This is a genomic window from Vibrio sinus (assembly GCF_023634645.1).
Lineage (GTDB): Bacteria > Pseudomonadota > Gammaproteobacteria > Enterobacterales > Vibrionaceae > Vibrio > Vibrio sinus.
The window spans coordinates 40,247-61,162 of the sequence record NZ_JAMKMR010000022.1 but is presented as its reverse complement, the minus strand read 5'-3'; the positions used below and the strand labels follow the sequence as shown (position 1 = coordinate 61,162).

13 protein-coding genes and 1 pseudogene are annotated in these 20,916 nt (G+C 46.8%); 2 read left to right on the top strand and 12 right to left on the bottom strand.

The genetic code is table 11. The features are described 5' to 3' along the window. Window positions 1-72: 72 nt before the first annotated feature. From M9194_RS18290 to M9194_RS18245, 10 genes and pseudogenes are all read right to left on the bottom strand, one after another. Window positions 73-1,704: a BCCT family transporter gene (locus M9194_RS18290; protein ID WP_250614140.1), complete on the bottom strand. Its 1,632-nt coding sequence runs from the start codon at window positions 1,702-1,704 to the stop codon at window positions 73-75. Window positions 1,705-1,782: 78 nt separating this feature from the next. After that, window positions 1,783-2,574, bottom strand: a complete 792-nt coding sequence (gene etfB, locus M9194_RS18285) for an electron transfer flavoprotein subunit beta (RefSeq protein ID WP_250614139.1) — start codon at window positions 2,572-2,574, stop codon at window positions 1,783-1,785. Then, window positions 2,564-3,802: an electron transfer flavoprotein subunit alpha gene (gene etfA / locus M9194_RS18280; protein ID WP_250614138.1), complete on the bottom strand. Its 1,239-nt coding sequence runs from the start codon at window positions 3,800-3,802 to the stop codon at window positions 2,564-2,566. The genes etfB and etfA overlap by 11 nt, the downstream gene beginning before the upstream one ends. 9 nt (window positions 3,803-3,811) lie before the next feature. Further along, window positions 3,812-5,788 (bottom strand): (Fe-S)-binding protein, encoded by a 1,977-nt coding sequence (locus tag M9194_RS18275; protein WP_250614137.1) that lies wholly within the window; start codon window positions 5,786-5,788, stop codon window positions 3,812-3,814. Window positions 5,789-5,798: 10 nt separating this feature from the next. Further along, on the bottom strand, window positions 5,799-7,862 hold the full coding sequence (locus M9194_RS18270) for an NADH:flavin oxidoreductase (RefSeq protein WP_250614135.1): 2,064 nt from the start codon (window positions 7,860-7,862) through the stop codon (window positions 5,799-5,801). Window positions 7,863-7,953: 91 nt separating this feature from the next. Further along, window positions 7,954-8,490: a DUF5943 domain-containing protein gene (locus M9194_RS18265; protein ID WP_250614134.1), complete on the bottom strand. Its 537-nt coding sequence runs from the start codon at window positions 8,488-8,490 to the stop codon at window positions 7,954-7,956. Window positions 8,491-8,536: 46 nt separating this feature from the next. Next, the gene (locus M9194_RS18260; protein ID WP_250614133.1) at window positions 8,537-9,514 is read right to left on the bottom strand and encodes a dipeptidase; all 978 of its coding nucleotides are present in this window, start codon (window positions 9,512-9,514) and stop codon (window positions 8,537-8,539) included. 221 nt (window positions 9,515-9,735) lie between these two features. After that, window positions 9,736-10,878, bottom strand: a complete 1,143-nt coding sequence (gbdR, locus tag M9194_RS18255) for a choline metabolism transcriptional regulator GbdR (protein WP_250614132.1) — start codon at window positions 10,876-10,878, stop codon at window positions 9,736-9,738. 359 nt (window positions 10,879-11,237) lie between these two features. Continuing rightward, window positions 11,238-13,943 (bottom strand): annotated as a pseudogene (gene pulA / locus M9194_RS18250) (pullulanase-type alpha-1,6-glucosidase); the annotation flags it as partial. 413 nt (window positions 13,944-14,356) lie between these two features. Continuing rightward, a complete protein-coding gene (locus tag M9194_RS18245) occupies window positions 14,357-15,001 on the bottom strand; it encodes a hypothetical protein (protein ID WP_250614130.1) in 645 nt (214 codons plus the stop codon). A gap of 313 nt (window positions 15,002-15,314) precedes the next feature. Here M9194_RS18245 and M9194_RS18240 point away from each other — a divergent pair, with 313 nt between their 5' ends. Both M9194_RS18240 and M9194_RS18235 read left to right on the top strand, forming a co-directional pair. After that, window positions 15,315-15,629, top strand: coding sequence for a hypothetical protein (locus M9194_RS18240; RefSeq protein ID WP_250614129.1), 315 nt, complete (start codon window positions 15,315-15,317; stop codon window positions 15,627-15,629). A gap of 258 nt (window positions 15,630-15,887) precedes the next feature. Beyond that, window positions 15,888-17,258, top strand: a complete 1,371-nt coding sequence (locus tag M9194_RS18235; RefSeq protein WP_250614127.1) for an ATP-binding protein — start codon at window positions 15,888-15,890, stop codon at window positions 17,256-17,258. On the opposite strand, the gene M9194_RS18230 is transcribed toward M9194_RS18235, so the two are convergent. Both M9194_RS18230 and M9194_RS18225 read right to left on the bottom strand, forming a co-directional pair. Further along, entirely contained in the window at window positions 17,255-17,527 is a 273-nt protein-coding gene (locus M9194_RS18230) for a DUF3012 domain-containing protein (protein WP_250614126.1), read from the bottom strand. The two genes, M9194_RS18235 and M9194_RS18230, sit on opposite strands and share 4 nt — an antisense overlap. 53 nt (window positions 17,528-17,580) lie before the next feature. After that, on the bottom strand, window positions 17,581-20,679 hold the full coding sequence (locus tag M9194_RS18225; protein WP_250614125.1) for an HD domain-containing phosphohydrolase: 3,099 nt from the start codon (window positions 20,677-20,679) through the stop codon (window positions 17,581-17,583). Between the last annotated feature and the right edge of the window lie 237 nt (window positions 20,680-20,916).

Below are 20,916 nucleotides of genomic sequence, written 5' to 3'. Positions count from 1 at the left end.
AAACTCGCTCTCTGCTGTAAGAGTCAATGATTAGGGGCTGTTGTCAGATAAGTGACAACAGCCCCAATTTCGCTATTTACGGTATAGCCGTACGCTACGGGTATAATACAAATGTTTTTCCGAATTTAAGCCACGATACAGGCTCCAGCACATCATGATCAGCACCAGAGTAAACGGAAGCCCAGTACTGATGGCCCCCGCCTGAAGGGCAGTCAGTGCGTTTGAACCGCCACCAAGCAGCAGTACAATCGCAATAACGCCTTCCAACGATGCCCACAACACACGCTGTGCAACGGGAATATTACTTTTGCCACCCGAGGTAATGCTGTCGATCACTAGTGCGCCAGAGTCGGCCGAGGTCACAAAAAAGGTCACCACTAGTATGAGTCCTAGCGCGGACAGCAATGACGTTAATGGAAGGCTGGCGAACATTTGAAACATGGCTTGCGAAACATCTGTGATGCCATTAGACAGCTCACCGATGCCATGCGTAACTTGCTCCATTGCAGTACCGCCCATGACGGCCATCCAAATCACCGTGACCAAGGTTGGCAGCAGTAATACCGCCAAAATGAATTCGCGTACGGTACGACCTTTGGAGATGCGAGCAATGAATATGCCCACAAATGGTGACCAAGACACCCACCACGCCCAATAAAACACCGTCCAGCTGTGGAGCCACTCAGTATCTTTCCGTCCTATCCAATTGGATAAAGACATGAAATTCTCGGTATAACCTGAGACAATCGTGTCAACCGAACGGAAAATATACAGTGTTGGGCCAACAGCAATGATCAATGCAATTAAACCTACAGCCAGAATCATATTTAGGTTGCTGACTATCCTAATGCCACCATCGAGCCCGAACGATACGGACAGGATTGCTATCATGGTAACCGCGATGATAAACGCGACCTGCGTCACCAGATCGTTATTGATTCCAAACAAGTAGTTCAGCCCACCCGCTGCTTGTTGCGCACCAAGTCCGAGCGAGGTAGCAAGGCCAAAAATGGTGGCCAACACCGCCAAAATATCAATGATGTTGCCAATCGGCCCCCAACAGCGTTCACCCAGAATCGGATAAAACGCAGAGCGGATGGTCAGAGGAAGTCCTTTATTATAGCTAAAGAACGCCAGCGCCAGACCTACCACCGCGTACACCGCCCAAGGATGTAATCCCCAATGGAACATGGTCGCGCTGAGCGCCAGTTTTTCCCCAGCTTGCGTATACGGTGCAACATTGAGTGGCGTACCGCTCCAGCCAGTGTAATACGCCACTGGCTCAGAGACACTCCAGAACAACAGGCCAATCCCCATCCCGGCAGAAAACAGCATACTGAACCAGGAAAGCGTCGAAAATTCTGGTTTTGCATCCACACCACCCAAGCGAATTTTGCCAACGGGCAGCACTAACAACATAAAACAAAACAGCACAAACAGGTTACAGCCACTCATGAACAACCAGTCGAAGTTATTGATAGACCAGCTTCGAGCTGTGGTCAGCGCCTGTTTTGCCGCGTGCGGATAACTGAGGATTAAAATAATAAACAGCAGTATTAATCCTAAACTTATGCCAAATACTGGATTGTGTATGTCCAGTCCCCAAAAACGAATGTTATCCTGACCAGTGCGGTAATCGGTGTCATATTTAACACGCGACACTGATCCTCTTCGCTTTGGGGCAGAGCCTACAATTGTTTTCATTGGATCCCTCTTTGAGTCTTATTTGTCTTTTCTCATCTGGGTTCACCAGAATACGTACCGACTCGCTTCAAACCATGTTCAACGAATCACTCCTTCTTCCAACATCAGATCAAACACCGCCTGTGCCTTTTCTTGCACCGATTGGTCTTTCATGACCCGGCCGCCGGACGCGCTGGCTTTGACGGTTGCCGCTTTAAAGCGCTCCGCCGCCGTTTTCGCCTTGACGACTTTTAACCGCTTGGCTCTGGCTTTTGCAGGCATTGTCTGCCAACTCATTCGCTCGTTATCGAGTGTGGTTGATTCTGATTTGGTAATATCGATATGTGTTCGGCGCGCCAAGCCGAATGCATTTTGTCTGGGTGGTTTCGCCGCTTCATGTACAGAGGCCACAAACGGCAACGGCACACGCAGTGATCGGCGCTGACCGCGCGGCAGTGCTTGCAACACCTCGGCGTAGCCATTCTCAATCTGCAAGATATTGGTAATACCGGACACCAGCGGACAGGCCATCCGCTGCGAGAGAAAAAAAGGCAGTAGCCCGGACGACTCGCCACTTTCTGCTCTCGTACCCGTGAGCACAATATCGGGCATAGTATTTGTCAAATAAGTGGCCAACGAATCAATGGCATCGCGTTGTTCATCTTGAGCAATTACACGCAAATGACTCAGGCCCATTCCAGCATACTCTCGTAGCGCTGGATGGTACGGATCGCCAGCGTGCACCACTTCTAGCTCTATATTGTCTATATTTAATGCCAACTCGATGGCTCGGGCATCGGTCGCTGCACGGCGAGAGCGCCCAGAATCTGGGTGCACACCAACAGAAACCAAGGCACTAATGCGTAATGATGGAGTGGGTTTAAGCGGCATCCTGACACGTCTCCCCTTGGTGCTGTTTCATCAAAGCGACTAATTCAATAAGCAGTGCGTTGCTATCAGCAATCACGCTAAGATCCGCACGCTTGACCATATCGCAGCCAACATCGGTGTTCACGGCAATAACTTTATCGCAGCCCTCAATGCCTTGTAGATGCTGAATCGCGCCACTGATGCCAACAGCCAAATACACCCGAGCGCTCACCCAATGGCCTGTAGCCCCCACCTGACGACTGCGCGGCATAAAGCCATCATCCACCGCGACGCGACTGGCCCCTTCGGTGGCACCGAGCACCTCGGCTGCCCGGTGGAACTGATCCCAATCATGAATTCCGTTACCAGCAGATAAAATAAATTCCGCTTCAGTGAGCGGAATGGCTTGCGGATCGACGGCAATTTGGCCTAAGTCCTCAATCTGGCTGGCATAGCTATCTCGATAACTAAACTCAACCTCTAACACTTGGTGACAAGTTTCATCAATGTGCGGCGCGCATTCTGGCGCCAACAAAAGACATTTTGGAGTATGACGCTTAATATCGACTCTTCCATTACCTGCACGACATATGGATTCTTTTGTGTTCACCTTCCAGGCCTGAGTTACGGGCCTTTCATTGATTGAAGCAGCCAGACGCGCACCAAGTTCAAATCCTCCATCAATGCTGTCAGGCATCAACCAATGTTTAGGGCTAAATTGGTGATCAATTTGGGCAAGCGCATCGGCTTTTCGCTCGGGGCAGTAGCCATCAAAGGTCGCACAGCTTAAATGCAGCAAGCGGTCAACACCTGCGGTAGCAAACTCTGTTTCTCGATGTAGACCAAACACTACCGCCATGACGGCGCCACCCGCACCGTATTGCGCCACTAACTGATGCGCCAAGCCCAGCACATCACGGTCGTGGCTAGACAACCTGCCCCCAGGCATATCCGGCACCACAATCAGGTAATATTTAGCCGCTTCAACACAATGCATTGGCAAGGCGGTATTGGCTTCTGCTTTTTTGCTGCCTAGACTAATTGACAAGACACGACTGCCGTTCAAGCGATCAATACGCTTGATACCATTTGGCCCAATGAATCCGACCTGGTGAGGGTAACGCCGAATTAAGCCGCTTGGCCCACGACACTCATCAGGCTGCAGCTGATACTGGAGATGCTGTGGATGCAAGCGGTTACGCCGAATCCATTCCACCCGGCGATCACGACGTAAAATACGCTCATTCATATTTGGCTCCTATACCGGCTCAACACTCGACTCTGGCGTCCAAACAAACGCCTCTGCAGAGGGTTTGTCCAACAGCAAAGCTTCAGCGACGATTTCAGCGATATCTTTGACTTGTGGCCTTGGCTCAACCACCCCTTCGAGCATGGCGGTGCATTGCTGACACCCCACTGCCACTAGATCTGCGCCAGTGTGACGAATATCTTGCATACGCATGTCGGCAATACGCTTTTCTCCTGGAATATCAGTGATTGGCGCAGCGCCACCACCACCACAGCATCGCGAGCGAAATCCAGAGCGCTCCATTTCCACCAGCTCACAGCCCAACAGTTTCAACAAAGCGCGTGGTGATTGGTATTCGCCGTTATAACGGCCAAGATAGCAAGGGTCATGATAGGTCACTTTCCCCCCTTGATAGGCGCGCAACTGAATCAGGCCTTTTTCCGCCAGCTGATTGATGAAGGTTGAGTGGTGCCACACTGGATACTGCGGCTTCTCACCCTCAGGATAGAGATCTGGATATTCATTTCTGAGCGTGTGAAAGGCATGTGGGTCGGTCGTGACAATGCAGTTAAAATCATATTGGCACAAGGTTTTAATATTGCGCTTGGCCAGCCGTTGGAAGGTTGCTTCATCGCCCAGGCGGCGCGCCACATCTCCACAATCAAGCTCTTCGTCCCCCAAAATCACCATATCGATGCCAGCGGCTTTGACGATTTGTACGAAGGCTTTTAAGATCCTCTGGCTGCGCATATCAAAGGCACCATCCGATACCCAAAACAAAACATCAGCGCGCTTCACCTCCGACATCAGTTTCAGATCCTGATCGGCTGCCCAATGTGAGCGATGGTGTGGGACTAAGCCATTTGGGTTATCGGTGTAAATAAGATTTTCCAGTACCTCAACCCCTTTTTCCGGCGTTTGACCTTTTTCCAAAGTCAAAAAGCGACGTATATCCACGATAGCGTCAACATGCTCAATCATCATCGGACATTCTTCGACACATGCACGGCAAGTGGTGCAAGCCCACAAAGTGTCAGCCTGCACAAGTCCATTCACAATGGGGTTATGCGCCCCTCCGCGAGCCTCCGCTATTTTTTTACCCGGATAAGGGCTGCCCGCGTAATGTTTGTCGCTTCCTCCTGAGAGGCCAACCACCATATCTTGGATAAGCTTTTTCGGATTCAGTGGCTGACCTGCCGCAAAAGCTGGGCACATGGCTTCACATTTGCCGCATTGCACACAGGCATCAAATCCAAGCAATTGGTTCCATTTAAAATCCGCTGGCTTCTCTACTCCAAGCTTATTGGCTTCCAGATCGAGCACTTTCAACCCAGTTGAACGACCACCAGAAAAACGCTCAGGTCGGCGATGGAATGCTAGGTGCAGCGCCCCCGCAAAGGCGTGTTTCATTGGCCCGCCCCAACCCATGCCGAAAACTAACTCCCCCATCCCCCAAATAACACCGATCAGCAGAAAAATATTCAGCGCTTCGCCTCCCCACCCTAGGGGGACGAGCCCCGAAGTCGGCAGCGTGAGCAAAAAAAAGCTGACAGCAAACGCAATCAAGCTTTTTGGCAAACGCATCCACGCTCCTTTGGACAAGCGAGACGGCGGGTTAACACGGCGATAAAAGACAAACGCCGCTCCTGCCAACATCAACGCAAGCGATACGAGCAATCCCCAAGAAAGTACTTGAGATTCGAGCTGAAACACATGAACCACAACAATGAGTAGCGCTGAAAGCACAAAACCGCCCGCCGTGGCGACATGAGTGTGAGACATGGCTTTATCACGCGCCACCACATGGTGAAGATCGACGAGATAGCGCTTTGGCATCGCTTTTAGTCCTGCAAAGATCGCTACAGGCTCTTTTTGCCCTTGTCGCCACAAACGAACGCGAAGCAACATACCAACCACAGCAAGTAGGCCAAAAGTGAGGATAAGTAGCGGCAACAACCAGTCTTCAGACAGCAAATTGAAGCTCATGAGCATCTCCTCACAAATCTTTACACAGGCGCAATGCGTCATAGATAGCAGCGTGGACATTGCGCTGCGATACACAATCTCCCAAACGCCATAAAATCATGCCATGCGTTTCCTGCTCCAGTACAGGTTGTGCTCTAGCAGCAAACAGCGCTTCGTTGTCAATCTGACCTTTATTGATGGCGTCTGCTTTTAGTTCGTAGTACAGGCTTTCATTAGGACGAGTGCCATTTTCAATGACAATTTGATCAACCACACGCTCCTCTTTTTGTCCGGTGTATTCGTTTTCCAGCACCGCAATTAAGCTTTCTCCCTCGCGATAAACCTTATCCAGCATGAGATCCGACGTCATGATGACTTCTTTTTCATACAGACTGCGGTAATAGGTTGGGAAGGTGGTTCCGCCAATGCCTACGCCTGGCTTGATGTCATCAGTGACCAGCTCCACCAATGCGCCTTTTGCAGTGAGATAATCAGCCACAGACATACCAGAGAATTCACATATGGTGTCGTAGACCAGAACATTTTTCCCCGGCTCCACCTCACCGCTCAAAATATCCCAGCTTGACACAACCAAGCCTTCTTGCGCGCCCCATTGCGGATTTTGCTCAATGAACGGGCGTCCTCCCGTGGCAAGAATGCACACATCAGGGCTCATCTCACGAATCATCTCAGCATTGGCGCTGTGGTTAAGTATCACCTCAACGCCAAGGCGGCTGAGCTCCATTGCCAACCAACGCGTGATTCCCGCCATCTGATCCCGTTGTGGCGCTTTAGCGGCAATATTGAGCTGCCCGCCAAGCTCTGCGGCTTTTTCAATCAAAGTTACATGATGACCGCGTTCAGCCGCCACCCGTGCAGCTTCCATACCTCCCGGGCCTCCTCCGACGACGACTACGCGCCGCACAGGCCCATTGGTGGTTTCAATAATGTGTGGCAGTCCCATGTATTCTCGCGACGTCGCCGCATTTTGAATACAAAGTACATCTAGCCCCATATACTGACGGTCAATGCAATAGTTAGCGCCAACACACTGACGAATTTGATCGGTCTGATTGAGCTTAATTTTGGCAATAATGTGCGGATCGGCAATATGCGCTCGAGTCATGCCGACAAAGTCCACATAACCGCCTTCGAGAATACGTTTCGCCTGATTGGGATCTTTGATGTTTTGCGCGTGAATCACAGGTACAGACACCACTTCTTTTATCCCAGCGGCCAAATGCAAAAAAGGCTCGGGTGGAAAGCTCATGTTGGGAATGACATTGGCCAATGTGTTGTGCGTATCACAGCCAGAGCCGACAACACCAAAGTAATCCACCAGTCCCGTTGCATCGTAATACGCGGCGATCTGCTTCATGTCTTCATGGCTGAGCCCATCAAGGTGAAATTCATCTCCAGTAATGCGCATGCCGACCACATAATCTGGCCCAACGGCCTCACGCACCGCTTTGAGCACTTCCATACCAAAACGCATGCGATTTTCAAAACTGCCACCCCATTGATCGCTGCGTTTGTTAACACGAGGGGACCAAAACTGGTCAATCATATGCTGATGCACGGCCGACAATTCTACGCCATCGAGTCCGCCTTCTTTAGCGCGCACCGCCGCTTTAGCAAAATCGCCAACGATTCGCCAAATTTCTTCTTCTTCGATGGTTTTACACGTCGCGCGATGCACTGGCTCTCGAATGCCAGATGGTGACATCAGATTTGGCCAGTTCTCACCATCCCAACGGGAACGTCGTCCCATGTGGGTAATTTGAATCATGATTTTGCCGCCATGCTTGTGCACTGCATGAGCGAGATCCTGAAAGTGAGGAATAATACGATCGGTAGCAAGATTAACAGAGCTCCACCAACTTTGCGGACTGTCGATGGACACGACACTTGACCCTCCACATATACACAGACCACAACCGCCTTTCGCTTTTTCCTCATAGTACTTGACGTAACGATCAGTCGTCATGCCTCCGTCGGTTGCGTAAACTTCCGCATGGGCGGTACTGACAATGCGATTGCGAATCGTCAATTTGTTAATATTTAAAGGCTGAAACAGAACACCGAATTGAGACATACTTTACCTCTGTGCGAGCCTTATTCCTCATGGTCTAAGGCTGTCTTACGTGATAGGGCTTAACTCAACGTTATCATCATGACTTAGCGACTTAATGGCTAATGGGCTCCACTTCGAATAGGCCAAATTCGCATCCTTCCTCGGCAGCGCTCTGTATCTGAGTCGCTTGGGTTTTTACCGACACACCTAGGCTTAGCGCAGCTTGATCCACCGCGCCTGCAAACCAGCCAGTAAACATATAATCCACTTTGCGATTCACTTTGCCGTATTGGTAGACAAACGCAGAATTGTCTAAGCGAATGCGGGCAATGCCAGAAGGAAGATCCAATCGCTCGGTGGTAAAAATGCCCCAACCGCGCTGCGACAAGCGTTTCATGTAGTGTTGGAAAATCTCTTCACCGACCAAACTATGTTCTTCGGCCTCTCGCTCACACCAATAATAGGCTGATTTATATCCCGCTTTATAAAGGATTTGCGCATAACGTTGTGGCCCCAATTCTTCTTCTATGGCCATATGGTTGTTGACAAAAAAATGGCGTGGAACATAGAGCATGGGCAACGCGTCTGTTGTCCATACGCCAGTGACGTCATCAACCAAAATAGGCATTTCAGGTGCGTGTACACTCATCTCAACTCCTTTTTCTGAACATGACTATATTGGCTTTGAATTGGCATTACTCGCCCCACACGTCGGCCAGAACGCGCAGCCAATTCTCGCCCATGATTTTTCGAACCAAAGTTTCACTAAAGCCGTGGCGCAGCAATGCATCAGTTAAGTTGGGGAACTCACCTAACGTTCGGATCCCTTCGGGGTTAATGATCTCGCCAAAGTCGGTTAAGCGACGAGCATAACCCTTGTCATGAGTGAGCCATTCAAAAAAGGGTTGCCCATGCCCTTGAGTAAAATCAGTCCCGATGCCGATTTGGTCTTCACCGACCAAGTTGTAAATATAGTCAATCGCTTCTACATAGTCTTCGATGCTGGAATGAATGCCGTTTTTAAGGAACGGGGCAAACATAGTCACGCCGACAAAACCGCCATGATCGGCGATAAATTTCAGTTCTTGGTCGGATTTATTTCGCGGGTGATCCTTTAAGCCGCTTGGTAAGCAATGGGAATAACACACAGGTTTCTTTGAGGCGAGAATCACTTCTTTTGAGGTTTTCTCTCCCACATGTGAAAGATCGCACATCACCCCAACACTGTTCATCTCTTCAACAATCTCATGCCCAAAGCCAGACAGGCCACCATCACGCTCATAACACCCCGTACCCACCAAGTTCTGGGTGTTGTAACACATCTGTACCACACCCACGCCGAGGTCTTTAAATATCTGAACATAGCCCGTCTGATCTTCAAACGCGTTTGCATTTTGAAAGCCCATCATCACACCCGTTTTACCTAAACGTTTAGCGCGACGAATGTCATCGGTAGACTTTATCTTGATCACCATGTCTTGGTTGGCATCGATGAGCCTATTCATCTCGACGATGTTGTTTACTGTGCTATGGAACCCTTCCCACACCGATACGGTGCAATTGGCGGCCGTCAACCCACCTTTTCGCATATCTGCAAATAGCTCGCGATCCCATTTAGCAATCACGAGTCCATCAATGACGATGGCATCATCATGAAGTTCCCTGGCGTTCATCTTCTCACCTACATCTGTTCACTATGGTGTAATCAGAATAGGTATTCCCGCGCGCTTGAAGTGTTCTGAAAACGTCACTCAAGTCTCTTTTTACGTAGCACTTTGCGACATCGCGATGATCACATTACGCCAAGATGCGAGATTCTAAGCAACGTGAATTGGCTATATGAAGGGGTATTAAAGAGAAAAGCCGATGAAAGATGACACCGGCTTAAGCGTTCTTAAATGAGTACATCGCCGTAAGTGGGTTCATATTGCGCTTCATGCAAAGAGCGCGATGAGCGCAGCTGAGGTATATTCATCGCCGCAAGTTCAGCAGGCGTTGCCACCTCTACCAGTTCAGGGGCAAGCGAAGCATTGCTCAATGCACCATCGCCAGCGTGGTTCATGCGCTCTGCTCGAGGAGAAATACCGATGTGTATCCGATAAGATTTGCTGAAATGAGGAGAAGAGACAAACCCACACGCGGTGGCAATATCAATAATCGACATTGATGTCTGGCGTAACAACTGCCGAGCGCGAAATAGTCTCAGTTTCATGTAGTACTTAGAGGGAGGACATTGAAGGTATTTTTGGAACAAACGTTCCAGCTGACGTCGAGATAAACCTACATACATCGCTAATTCATCAAGCTCTATCACTTCTTCAATATTGGCTTCCATCAATGCGATGGCTTCCACTAATTTGGGTTGGGCGGTGCCTAGCACATGACGCAGAGGAACACGTTGGTAGTCGCCCTCACCACGGATTCTTTCACAAATGAACATCTCGGAAATACTGGCGGCGAGTTCATGGCCGTAGTCACGCTTAATCATGTGGATCATCATATCCATGGGGACCGCTCCGCCACTGCAAGTCATGCGATCGCGGTCAATGACAAATAAGCGGTTTGAACACAGTACTCTAGGGTAGGCTTCATGCAACGCTGGAATACATTCCCAATGGGCACTGCACTCATAGCCATCAAGAACCCCAGCATCTGCGAGCACGTATGGCCCAGTACATACCCCACCCAGACGAACATGTTTACGCGCCAAAGACTGTACCCAGCTTATCTGGCGACGGGTATAACTGCGTGTGATGTTCACCCCTCCAACAACAATCAAGGTATCTAGCTTTGGCGCAGTGGCCACAGAGGTATCGGGGGTGACCTGAATACCATCACTGGCGTATACCGGTTCGCCATTTTCCGTCACAGTGAACCAATCATACAACGGCTTGCCACTAAGCTGGTTCGCCATTCTCAAAGGCTCAACAGCTGAAGCTAGCGCTAACATAGTAAAGTTGTCTAATAACAGAAAGCCGATACGGCCTATTTCTCTTGCAGCATAATGGGGCTGATGGGAAGACTTGGAAACTGACATTGAGCACTCCACATTGTTTTTGTAATTGTTAGTGTTTAATATTTTGTTAACTTGCAACAAAATAGCAACAATTGTGTGTTATCAATAATCACTAACAGTCTAAAAAACCCAAGAATGTCACAAATATACTATTCCAAAGACGAAAACTGCTGTTCTGCAAACCGTGTTTTAAACATGATAAAAATAGCCGGACGGTAAAATTATATTTGCACCTGAACCATTACCTTGCCATCAGGGGTCTAACAGGTTTTCCACAGAAGTTGTGCATAGCTTTTTGCTTTATTGCTGTATTTGGTTTGCCAAAATTGCGCAGCGATACACTGTGAATTCACACAGTGTATCGCCAAACGTGATGTTTATCTCGGCTTGACAAAGACTGCGGCCGTTAAGCCTGGGACAGTGAAAATACTGCCATCAACGCAGGCCTGTTTAACGATATCATCTCGTGAATCTTGTAATACTGGATGTAGAACGTAATGCTCATACCCTCGTATATGGATGCTTTGCTCTACGGTATTGGCGTTAATAACCACCAGGATACCCGAAAACTGTTTGTCAAGATCTCCCCCAACTTCCGGCCCGTCACTGATTGACATGGCAATCAAACCTGGCAATGAATCTGGCCCTGTATTGTGGAATTTCACCCGTTTCACAACCTGATCTTCTCGGCTGAGTTTGAACAGTGGAGAAGACGCTCTTATTCTTAACAAGTCTTTAAACGCCGAATCTGTCCAGCGAATGTCTTGCGCAGACGCTTGTGTATTGGGATTGCTGATGACAGAGGCAATGGTGGGCCAGTTCGCTTTATCTTTGTCTGCTCTAGGCAGCCCCACATTCCAGTTGTTCGTTTGCATGCTAAAATCGACTCGGTTAAACCAATCGCCACTATCATAGCTATCGCGCTCCATGGATTTTGAACGAAGTAGCTCAGAGCCCATGTGCAAAAACGGAACGCCTTCACCCAACAATACCGTAGAAAGGGCAACAATTTGCATTCTTGCTCGATTGGCAGAGCTTACGTTGTCCGCCACTTTATATTGATTGATATCCCAAAGCGTTTGATTGTCATGTTTGGACACGTAATTGATCGATTCTTGCGGTGACAGCGTATACCCTGCAGCTTGGCCGTTATACTGATAATCTCGCCCATAGACCATCGCACCACTGTAGGTTTGCAGGGGATAATTTTGTAAATTGCCCGCCATACCATAACGTATCAAATCCATTCTTGATTGCACTGACGCATCGAATCGATCGCCTGCATTGGCAAAGCCGAACGATTGTTTTATCTCATCGCCGCTATCAAACGGCGCACCACCACGGACGGCATCACGCAACCTATCATTGTAAGTTCCAATACCTGTGCCGGCCATGTTCCACTGGGTGGCATTTTCACCTCTTTGACCATTGGCCACTTCGGCAAAGTCCCAACCTTCGCCATAAAACCAGATATTGGGATTGATACGCTTTACCTGACGATACGCGTGTAAAACACTCGATTTCATCAAGTGCCCCATTAAATCAAAACGAAAGCCGTCAATTCGATACTCACGAGCCCATGTTGTTAGGCTGTCAGACATCAACTTGCTAAACATACGATGCTCTGACGCTGTATTTTCACAACAAGTTGAATGTTCAATGGCGCCAGTTATAGGGTTAAGTCGGTGATAATAACCAGGGACCACCTTGTCGAGTACAGATTTATCGTCCAATCCCGCTGAGTAGGTATGGTTGAACACCACATCGCTTACCACCAAAAGTCCCATTTCATGCAGAGCTTGCACCATTTGGCGATACTCTCTAATACGAGAAATGCCATCGGCTTTCACCGCGTAGCTTCCTTCTGGCACAGTGTAATGGTAGGGATCATACCCCCAATTGAAACTATCCAGGGCTCGAATATCCGCCATAATATCCTGAGCTTCTCCACTGTATGGGTTAGCTTGCTCAAGTAAAGACAATATCGTGGTGCTACTTGAAGCGCCACTGCGACACAATTTAGCACTAGGGGAGATCCGACAAAGCTTGCTAACTGTATCGGTAATATTCACACTCTTACTGTCCTCTTCCGGGATGGACGCTAAATCATTCGTCGGCAGTAAATGCACGGTGGTGAGACCTGCTTGTTGCAGTGAACGAAGGTGTTGAACGCTCTCGCGCTGGTTTTCTGTCAACGCCAAATACTTGCCATTGTATTTCGGCGTTCCTTGCGTGTCACTAGCACTGAAGTCACGAATGTGCATCTCGTACACCACATTCTCAATAGGTTTTTTCATCTTAGGCGTGCGCTGTGTATCCCATCCTGCGGGTTTGGTTTCCTCAGCCGTCAGATCAACCACCTGAGAATATTGACTCGAGCGACTAAGAGACAAGGAATATGGGTCCGTCGTTACCATGTTTTCTACCTTATCAGTTTCTGGTTGAAAGGCCTTTACTCGATATCGATAATATTTCTTATTCAGCGCTGCGCTCCCTTGGTAATGCCACACCCCAGTCGCACTATCCTCTTTCATTGTGATGGGAGATGCAGGCAACAGCGATTTATTGTCACTGTACAGTAACAGCTCGACTTTTTGCGCAGTGGGAGCCCACAATGCAAAGTGTACCTTGTTGCCCTCAATCCAGCTCCCTAAGTGGGCCTGTAAAGCGCTATCGCTACCAAGAGTATAGAGATCGTCAACAACACCTGGAATTTGAACCCTTGTCACAGCTATCGGCTTACCATTGTTTTCCAAGGCAACGGCAAGAAGTTGCGTTTTCAGCAGGGCCTTTGCTTCTGTACGACTAACCTGAAGATGGAAAGCGGTGCGGCCGTTAAGGTAAGGGGCGTCTGGATTATCAATGATTCCGGAGATCGACAAAGGGTATCGTTTGAACTCCTTTTGCTGGCCGATCTGAGGACTACCCTGTGCTCGACTCCACAACGCGTAGCGGCTCGCACCCGAGTTCTCAAACCACGCGATAGTATTGATATCCAACCAATGCGCTGACGCATCCGAGATACTTAAGTTTGGCGACTCACCTTCCCGATAGTGAAATGTCTCGTCGTTGGGCTTACTAACAATAACGGGTTGGTTTGCATTAGCACCCGTATTTGATATTGCTATACCTTGCGCATGATGGGTCATTTCAAACGCTTGTGAAGTGCTAGCAAAACCTACCAACAGCCCAAACACCATGAGTGCTAAGCATGGTTTCCTCATTAGATTACTTTTTTTACTATCCATTGATATTCACCTTTCCGTAGCGAATGCATATAAAAGAACGATGTGCGATTTAGGCGAGATACCCTATCGGCAATGAATTAAGAGCGCCTCATCCTTTTGGAAGACAGCTAAGGCGTAGATAACTACATGAAATAATTGGAGGAGTGTATGAGCAGATTTGACAAGATAATAGAAGGTTAACTTCGGCGTTTAACCTTCTATCGGCGCTGAATACTACACAATAACGGTGAGTCTTCTATTTTAACGCCATGCTAAATAGCACCAAAAGTGACCTGTTTTTCACTATAGGCCATGTTGTCGACATTATAATCGATGTCGATTTGAATATTGCCGGAAAAGCTACCCTCAGCTCCGTTAACAGGGCATGTTGCTACATGCGATAAATACGCTTTCTCGGTAGGGTTACTAAAGTAATATATTTGCTGAAGATAGCACTCACCAACGGTCATGCCTAAAGATTGCAGGCGCGCCCTTTCGCGATAGTAATGTGGCCCAGAGGCCAATAGATGCTCTGGCTCATGAGTAAACACTCTTGATTGATAGTAATTGGTAAACTCATCACCCGATTGATACAAACCAGACTCTACGCCGTAGAGTACATTGAGATGCCAATAAGCAAGCTCAGACTCATCGACTGGAAGTGGGCCAGGCTTGGAATAAACGCACTGGACCTGACTATGTGGTATATGGCTTGATGCACTCTGCCGAATCGGCTGAATACCGCAACGGTGTAGGGTATAGCCATTTTTTTCCATTCGATCACGAACCTGATACATGGCTTCAAATTTACTCAATACACTTTCTGGCGAGGTACCTGTTACCGCTTGTTGGTTTTGTGCTTGCACTTGGGCACTGAGACAGGCAAAAACGCCAATAGTTATTAATTTAGTCTTCATCAATAATTCCCTCTTATGAATCGGGGGACAATTTACCTCACCCACTCCATATACAACAGAGTTCATTTTGTCTTTGTATCACAAAAACAAAAGTAATATTTATTCCCATTACACACATAAAATAGGATAAATATACTATGCATTAACGCCTTGCATTAAATTCTTGCTCATCGTGATAAAGGTGGGGTCCACATGGAATTGGGAAAACATTCTACGTTAAGGCTATTTTTGTCCGATTTCGCCATGATGGCTTTAGATGAATGTCACCTATAATCAACTATGACGGCTTAAAAATAATAAAGAGAACACTCAGATGGCGGAACAAAATATTGCCCAAATCCTCAGTGCTTTTAATAAAATAGAGGATAAACTCACTGATCAGACCAAAATATTAAAACAACTGACAGCCAAAGTTAATCACTTAGAAGGACAAAATAGCAAGCTGACTGATCTGTTACATCAGTTACAACACTCACACACTCTTACCCAAGAGACGAACCCTAGTGGAAGAAGTGAATTTCAACATAAAGTCGAACAATGCTTAACCTCTCTTGAATCGAAATCGAAAAAAACTCTTGAGCTAGTCAAATTGAACAGTGGAAACGTTAAAAAACGAAGTTGGCCATGATTCAATCCATGCAAAGAAGAAAAATTGTACACTAACTCAACCAGTTGGAGTCATGCATCAAATCACTATGTGCGGCTTGAAGAGCCAGGTAAAGTAACCTGGCTTAAATATCGCGTCTCCGATGAACTCGGTGCGATTCACTTATCAACAGGTTTCTGTTGGATAAATTACTGTAATTAATCTTACTGTAATTTTATTTACATTAACCATTTTACACTTTATCCTACCAAGGGTAGTAGATGGAAAGAGTGTTATGTTATGCAAAAATTCTATAATAGAAAGAAAGAGCTAGCAGCGTTAAAACGAGTTTCAAACGAGATTGCAGCAAGCAAAGGGCAGTTGAGTGTAATGGTTGGTAGAAGAAGAGTCGGTAAAACTCGACTTCTGAATGAAGCCTTTATCGAAGGCGATATTAAGTACCTGTATTTATTTATAAGTAGAAAAAACGAAAGCTCACTTGTCGATGAATTTACAGACATTATACGTAATGAATTAGGAGTAAAATTCTTCCACCCACAGTCACTGAAAGAGGTTATTGAATTCCTATTAGACTACTCTAAAAGCCAGCCACTCACCGTTATTATCGATGAATTCCAAGATATTGAGATCGTAAACCCTAGCCTCTTTTCCGAAATGCAAAACCTTTGGGATACCAACAAAAGAGAAGCGATGACGCATCTTGTATGTTGCGGCTCTCTGTACAGTATGATGACCAAAATATTTAAAGGGAAAGATGAGCCTCTGTTCAATCGTGATGACCGATTTTTCAGGATTCAACCCCTTCAACCATCTTATATTGCTGCTGTGATGAATGATCACCATCAGTTTAGCGCTGAAAACATGCTTGTCTGGTGGTGCTTATCTGGAGGCATACCCAAATACCTTGAGTGGCTTACTCGCTTTACTGCCGAGAATGACAACCTCTTTGAGGGCGTGATCTCTGAGTTTTCACCGTTCATCAAAGAAGGCGCGCACCGATTAGTTGAAGACTTTGGCTCTGAGCATAGAGTGTATTTTGATATTTTAGGCGCAATATCAAAAGGAAATACAAGTCGAGCACGTATAGAAAACTTTCTTGGTACGAGTGTTGGTGTGCACCTTGAAAAATTGGATGAGATCTTTGATGTCATCACCAAGATGCGACCAATCAGCTCGAAGGAGACCTCTAGGGATGTTCGTTACGCAATTTCGGATCCATTTCTGAATTTTTGGTTTAGGTTCATCCACTCCAATAAGAGTGCCGTCGAGATGGAAAACTACGAGTACATCCAGCGCAATATAGAGCGAGATTTTGAGGTTTACTCTGGACTAGCGTTGGAGTCACTGTTCAAAGCAATAGTTATTGAGTCGAAAAAATTTGGTCGTATTGGTGGCTATTGGGATGCAAAAGGTCAAAATGAAATAGACATTGTAGCCATCAATGATCTTGATAAAAAAATATTGGTAGTGGAGGTTAAGCGCCAGCAAAAGCGCTATAACGAAGCGAGGCTTGTAGAGAAGTCACATGGCCTCCTCAAAAAGCTCAATTACAAAGGCTACCATGTAGAATACAGAGGCTTCTCTTTGGATAACCTAGTTGATGTTATGAATGAGTTTCTACCAGACAAGCTGAGTGAGAAGGCCAACTAAAATTCACAATATTCCTGGTAACCAACGACCTGCGCTTTTTTGTCCGTCCAACCGTCATTGGTCAGCACCTCTTTCACCTCCTTACACCAAGATTGGCTGCCGACATCGCCGGAAGCAACACAATTCTTGGTGTATGCCATTGCATTGTCAGTTGTCCACTGCGATTGTAATTTAGCTTTTAATTGGCTACATCGGTCTGGCGTATCTACGGAGTTGGTACAAGCACTTAGAAGCAAAAGGGTGAAAGTGAATAACGAAAGCGTTCTCATCGCGGTGTCCTGATAATGGTTAATTTTATTCGTGTTTTGTTCAGCTGTGTATACTAAGACAAATCACATTGATCTGGGTTGAGGTATTCTTGCGCGTATTTAAGGTGCAATTTTCTTTGCAAAAATAACTCAAACAGCGCTTTATCAATGTGCTCTCTATCTGCCATATCATGCATGATTTGTATTGCTTTACTTAAAGGAAAGGCTTTTTTATACGGTCTATCTGACGCTGTCAATGCTTCAAATATATCGGCTATCGCCAGTATCCGCTCAGGTATAGATAAGTCTTTCGCCGACAGTTGGCGCGGATAACCAGTACCTGCCAAAGTCTCATGGTGCGTGGTCGCCAAGCGCGGTACATTTTTCAGCTCTTCAGGAAAGGGCAAACTTTCCAGCATTTTGATACCACTTATCATATGCTCATTGATTCGATATCGGTCTTCAGCTGTCAAAGTGCCTCGAGGTATCAATAGATTATAAACTTCACCTAAATTCGCTAAGTATTCGGGCGCTTTCATCTTGATACCGAAATCATAACAAGGCGGGTGATATCGGGGGATGAGATGCTCTGGTAGATCCCTTAATAACGTATGTACGGATTCAGATGTGGGCTTTCGCAATTGCTCGACGGGTGACAAACCGAGATTATCATCAAAATGAGGGGTCCAAGGCTGCTGACCAATCGTTTGAAGTTTGTCCTTATCGGCGTCGCTGACTGGTTTATCACCAATATTCAGAGCGGCAATAAAAGCAAATTCCTCTTGCAAACGTAGCTGCTGCGCGGCCAACCAAGATTTAGCCTGTTCTCTATCTTGCCCATTTTCAATATGCCGATAGCATTCCAACTCGGCATCGCGCCAAAGCACTTCGAAGCGAGTTCTAATTTCATGAATGCGATTATAGTTTGCCTCAAGTTTCGTCCCTTTATCGACGATGTATTCTGGTACTGTCAACTTGCCACAGTCGTGTAACCAAGCCGCCAAGCTAAACTCGCGTTTTGCTTTCTCCCCTTCGAATCGAAAGTCTTTAAACGGGCCAGTCTGAGTGTCTTCTGCAGCTTCAGCCAACATTAAACCAATAATCGGAACCCGATTACAATGGCCTGCGGTATAGGGCGATTTGTCATCGATGGCTTGCGCTATCAACTGCACTATGGAATCAAATAGGGCTTCTTGCTGCTCCTCGTTCTGCTTAAGCTGATCGGAAGTTCGTACAATCGCTTTTGACAGATCGGCAATTTCCATTACGCGGCTAGGTACAGGTTGCACATTATCGTAATCTCGATTTTTTATCTTGTCTGTTTCAGCTCTCAAAGTGCGGATTGCTCTAGCAATGGGGGCTCCTGCAAACCAAGCCACACAGAGCATGGGAATAATAAAAAGCGTCGAGATCAATGTCGCACTGGTTATCTGTTGAATCACTTTTTGGTGTAACGCCTTAGCAGGTAAAGTGATGGCCAAATACTCTTTCAATGCCCCAACGTGGACTGGTTGTACATAAACATAAGAGTCGGTACCTCGAATGGTGGTCGCGACTAACTTCCCTTGTTGTTTTGGATGGCTGATAAGTTCATAAAAAATCGCATACGGCACCACATTTTGGAAAGACGATGTGCTGTCTTTCATCCATTTATCTTGCAATAATCCCACGTGATGTTGGTCTATATATTGAATGGCCTTATTAACAATGGGGATCAGCGCCGCATGCTTGGGGCTGACAACAATGTGGAATTGGCTGATAAAACTGTGGTTAAACGGCTCAACATCTTGCAATACTGTCATGCCAGTAGAAAAGTAATGCTGCACCGCATGCTGTAGAATTTCACGGCTATCGATAAACGCTTTCACATCGCCATTTTTCAAACGTTGCAGCCCATCAAAAATATCCGGGACCTCAACCAACTTCATCTTAGGGTATTGTTTTTTGAGTTTAGGAATAACAGACCAACCAGCAAGAATAGCTACTCTTTGCCCTTCAAGATCCGTTAAGCTGCGAATTTTGGAGTTGTTATCAGAGACAAGCACACCAAACGGGAGGGTAAATATGGGTTGGCTAAATTCTCCTTTCACGTAGCCATCATCGTGCTTTTGCAAAGAATGCAACGCATCGATTGACCCTTCTTCATATTGTTTAACAAGCTCACTCCAATCAAAGCCATTAACGAACTTCCACTGAATACCAGTGAGCTGACTGATCATATGCAGCACATCAATCGCGTAACCTTTAGGCTCACCCAAGACCGTATAATCCATAGGCGCCCAACTTCTTTGATTAGATATTTTTAATACTCGTGCGTCTGTGATGGTTTGTTTTTCTACTTCAGATAGTGGCAGTGGGCTAAGCTGAGGCAGTGAAATAGACGGTTGGTTAACGCGCGTATCCGCTAGCACCTCTCCGGACTCGCGAAATAAAAACGCTTCACTGCTCGCTGTATCCACTCTATCTCGAAGCGTCTTAGAAAGTGTCGATAACAGTATGTCGACACCGACCACCGCCGTGTTGTCTATAGTTTGTGCTGAGTACGTTTGACCTGAAACGGCGAGATGTTGAAATAGATAAGGCTCAGTTTTAAACACGCCTCCTGTTGATCGCGCCGTTTGAAACCACGGCCTTTGGGTAGGATAAAATCGACTGCTTTGTGTATAACTATCCCGTACTGCCAATTGCTCATTGAGAAATTGTGTCGTCTTAGTTCGTACGCCGTCTTTTTCGCTAATATGGACGACTACCCACCTATCGCTGGGCTTAGCATTAACCTTTTGCCGCAAATTAACGGATGAATCCAAATTTATCAGCTGATAAAACTCGTCGTGTTGTGTGCCAATATATGCGCTGTAAATCATTGGGCTGGCTTCTAATGTCGCCACCAAAATCGGCAGCCATCGATCTGTATCCATCGGCTTGGTAGTCAGAATATTCGATAACATAGTGACCGTACTGCCCATTCTATTATCGAGCGATTGAATATCATGAGAGATGTCAGAAGCCAGATCGGCAAACTCGTCTAACTGATTCGACTTCAACGTAGAAGAAATAAAATAATAATGAATAGATAAAGCGACAACAGCGGTCAAAATGGTCACTAGAAGGCACAGTGTCCCAATGGTTATCCGAATCGAAAATTTTTTGCTGTTATCATTCATCGAAACCATAGATAATCGCACTCCTGCTTCCATTCCCTTAGAGCATTGCTTGCATCATGTCTTACTATGGGCTTTTAAAAATACTCTTCATCTCGATAGATCTTTTACCAGCATACAATAGGTTTTTCGTTTCGAAAGAATCGATAGTCATAGATGTGATCTGCTTGAGTGGTCACGACTGACTCAGCAGCCCATGGGTTCAGACTTCGATGGCGAAGTAGAACGGTCGTTAGTCGAAATAGACCA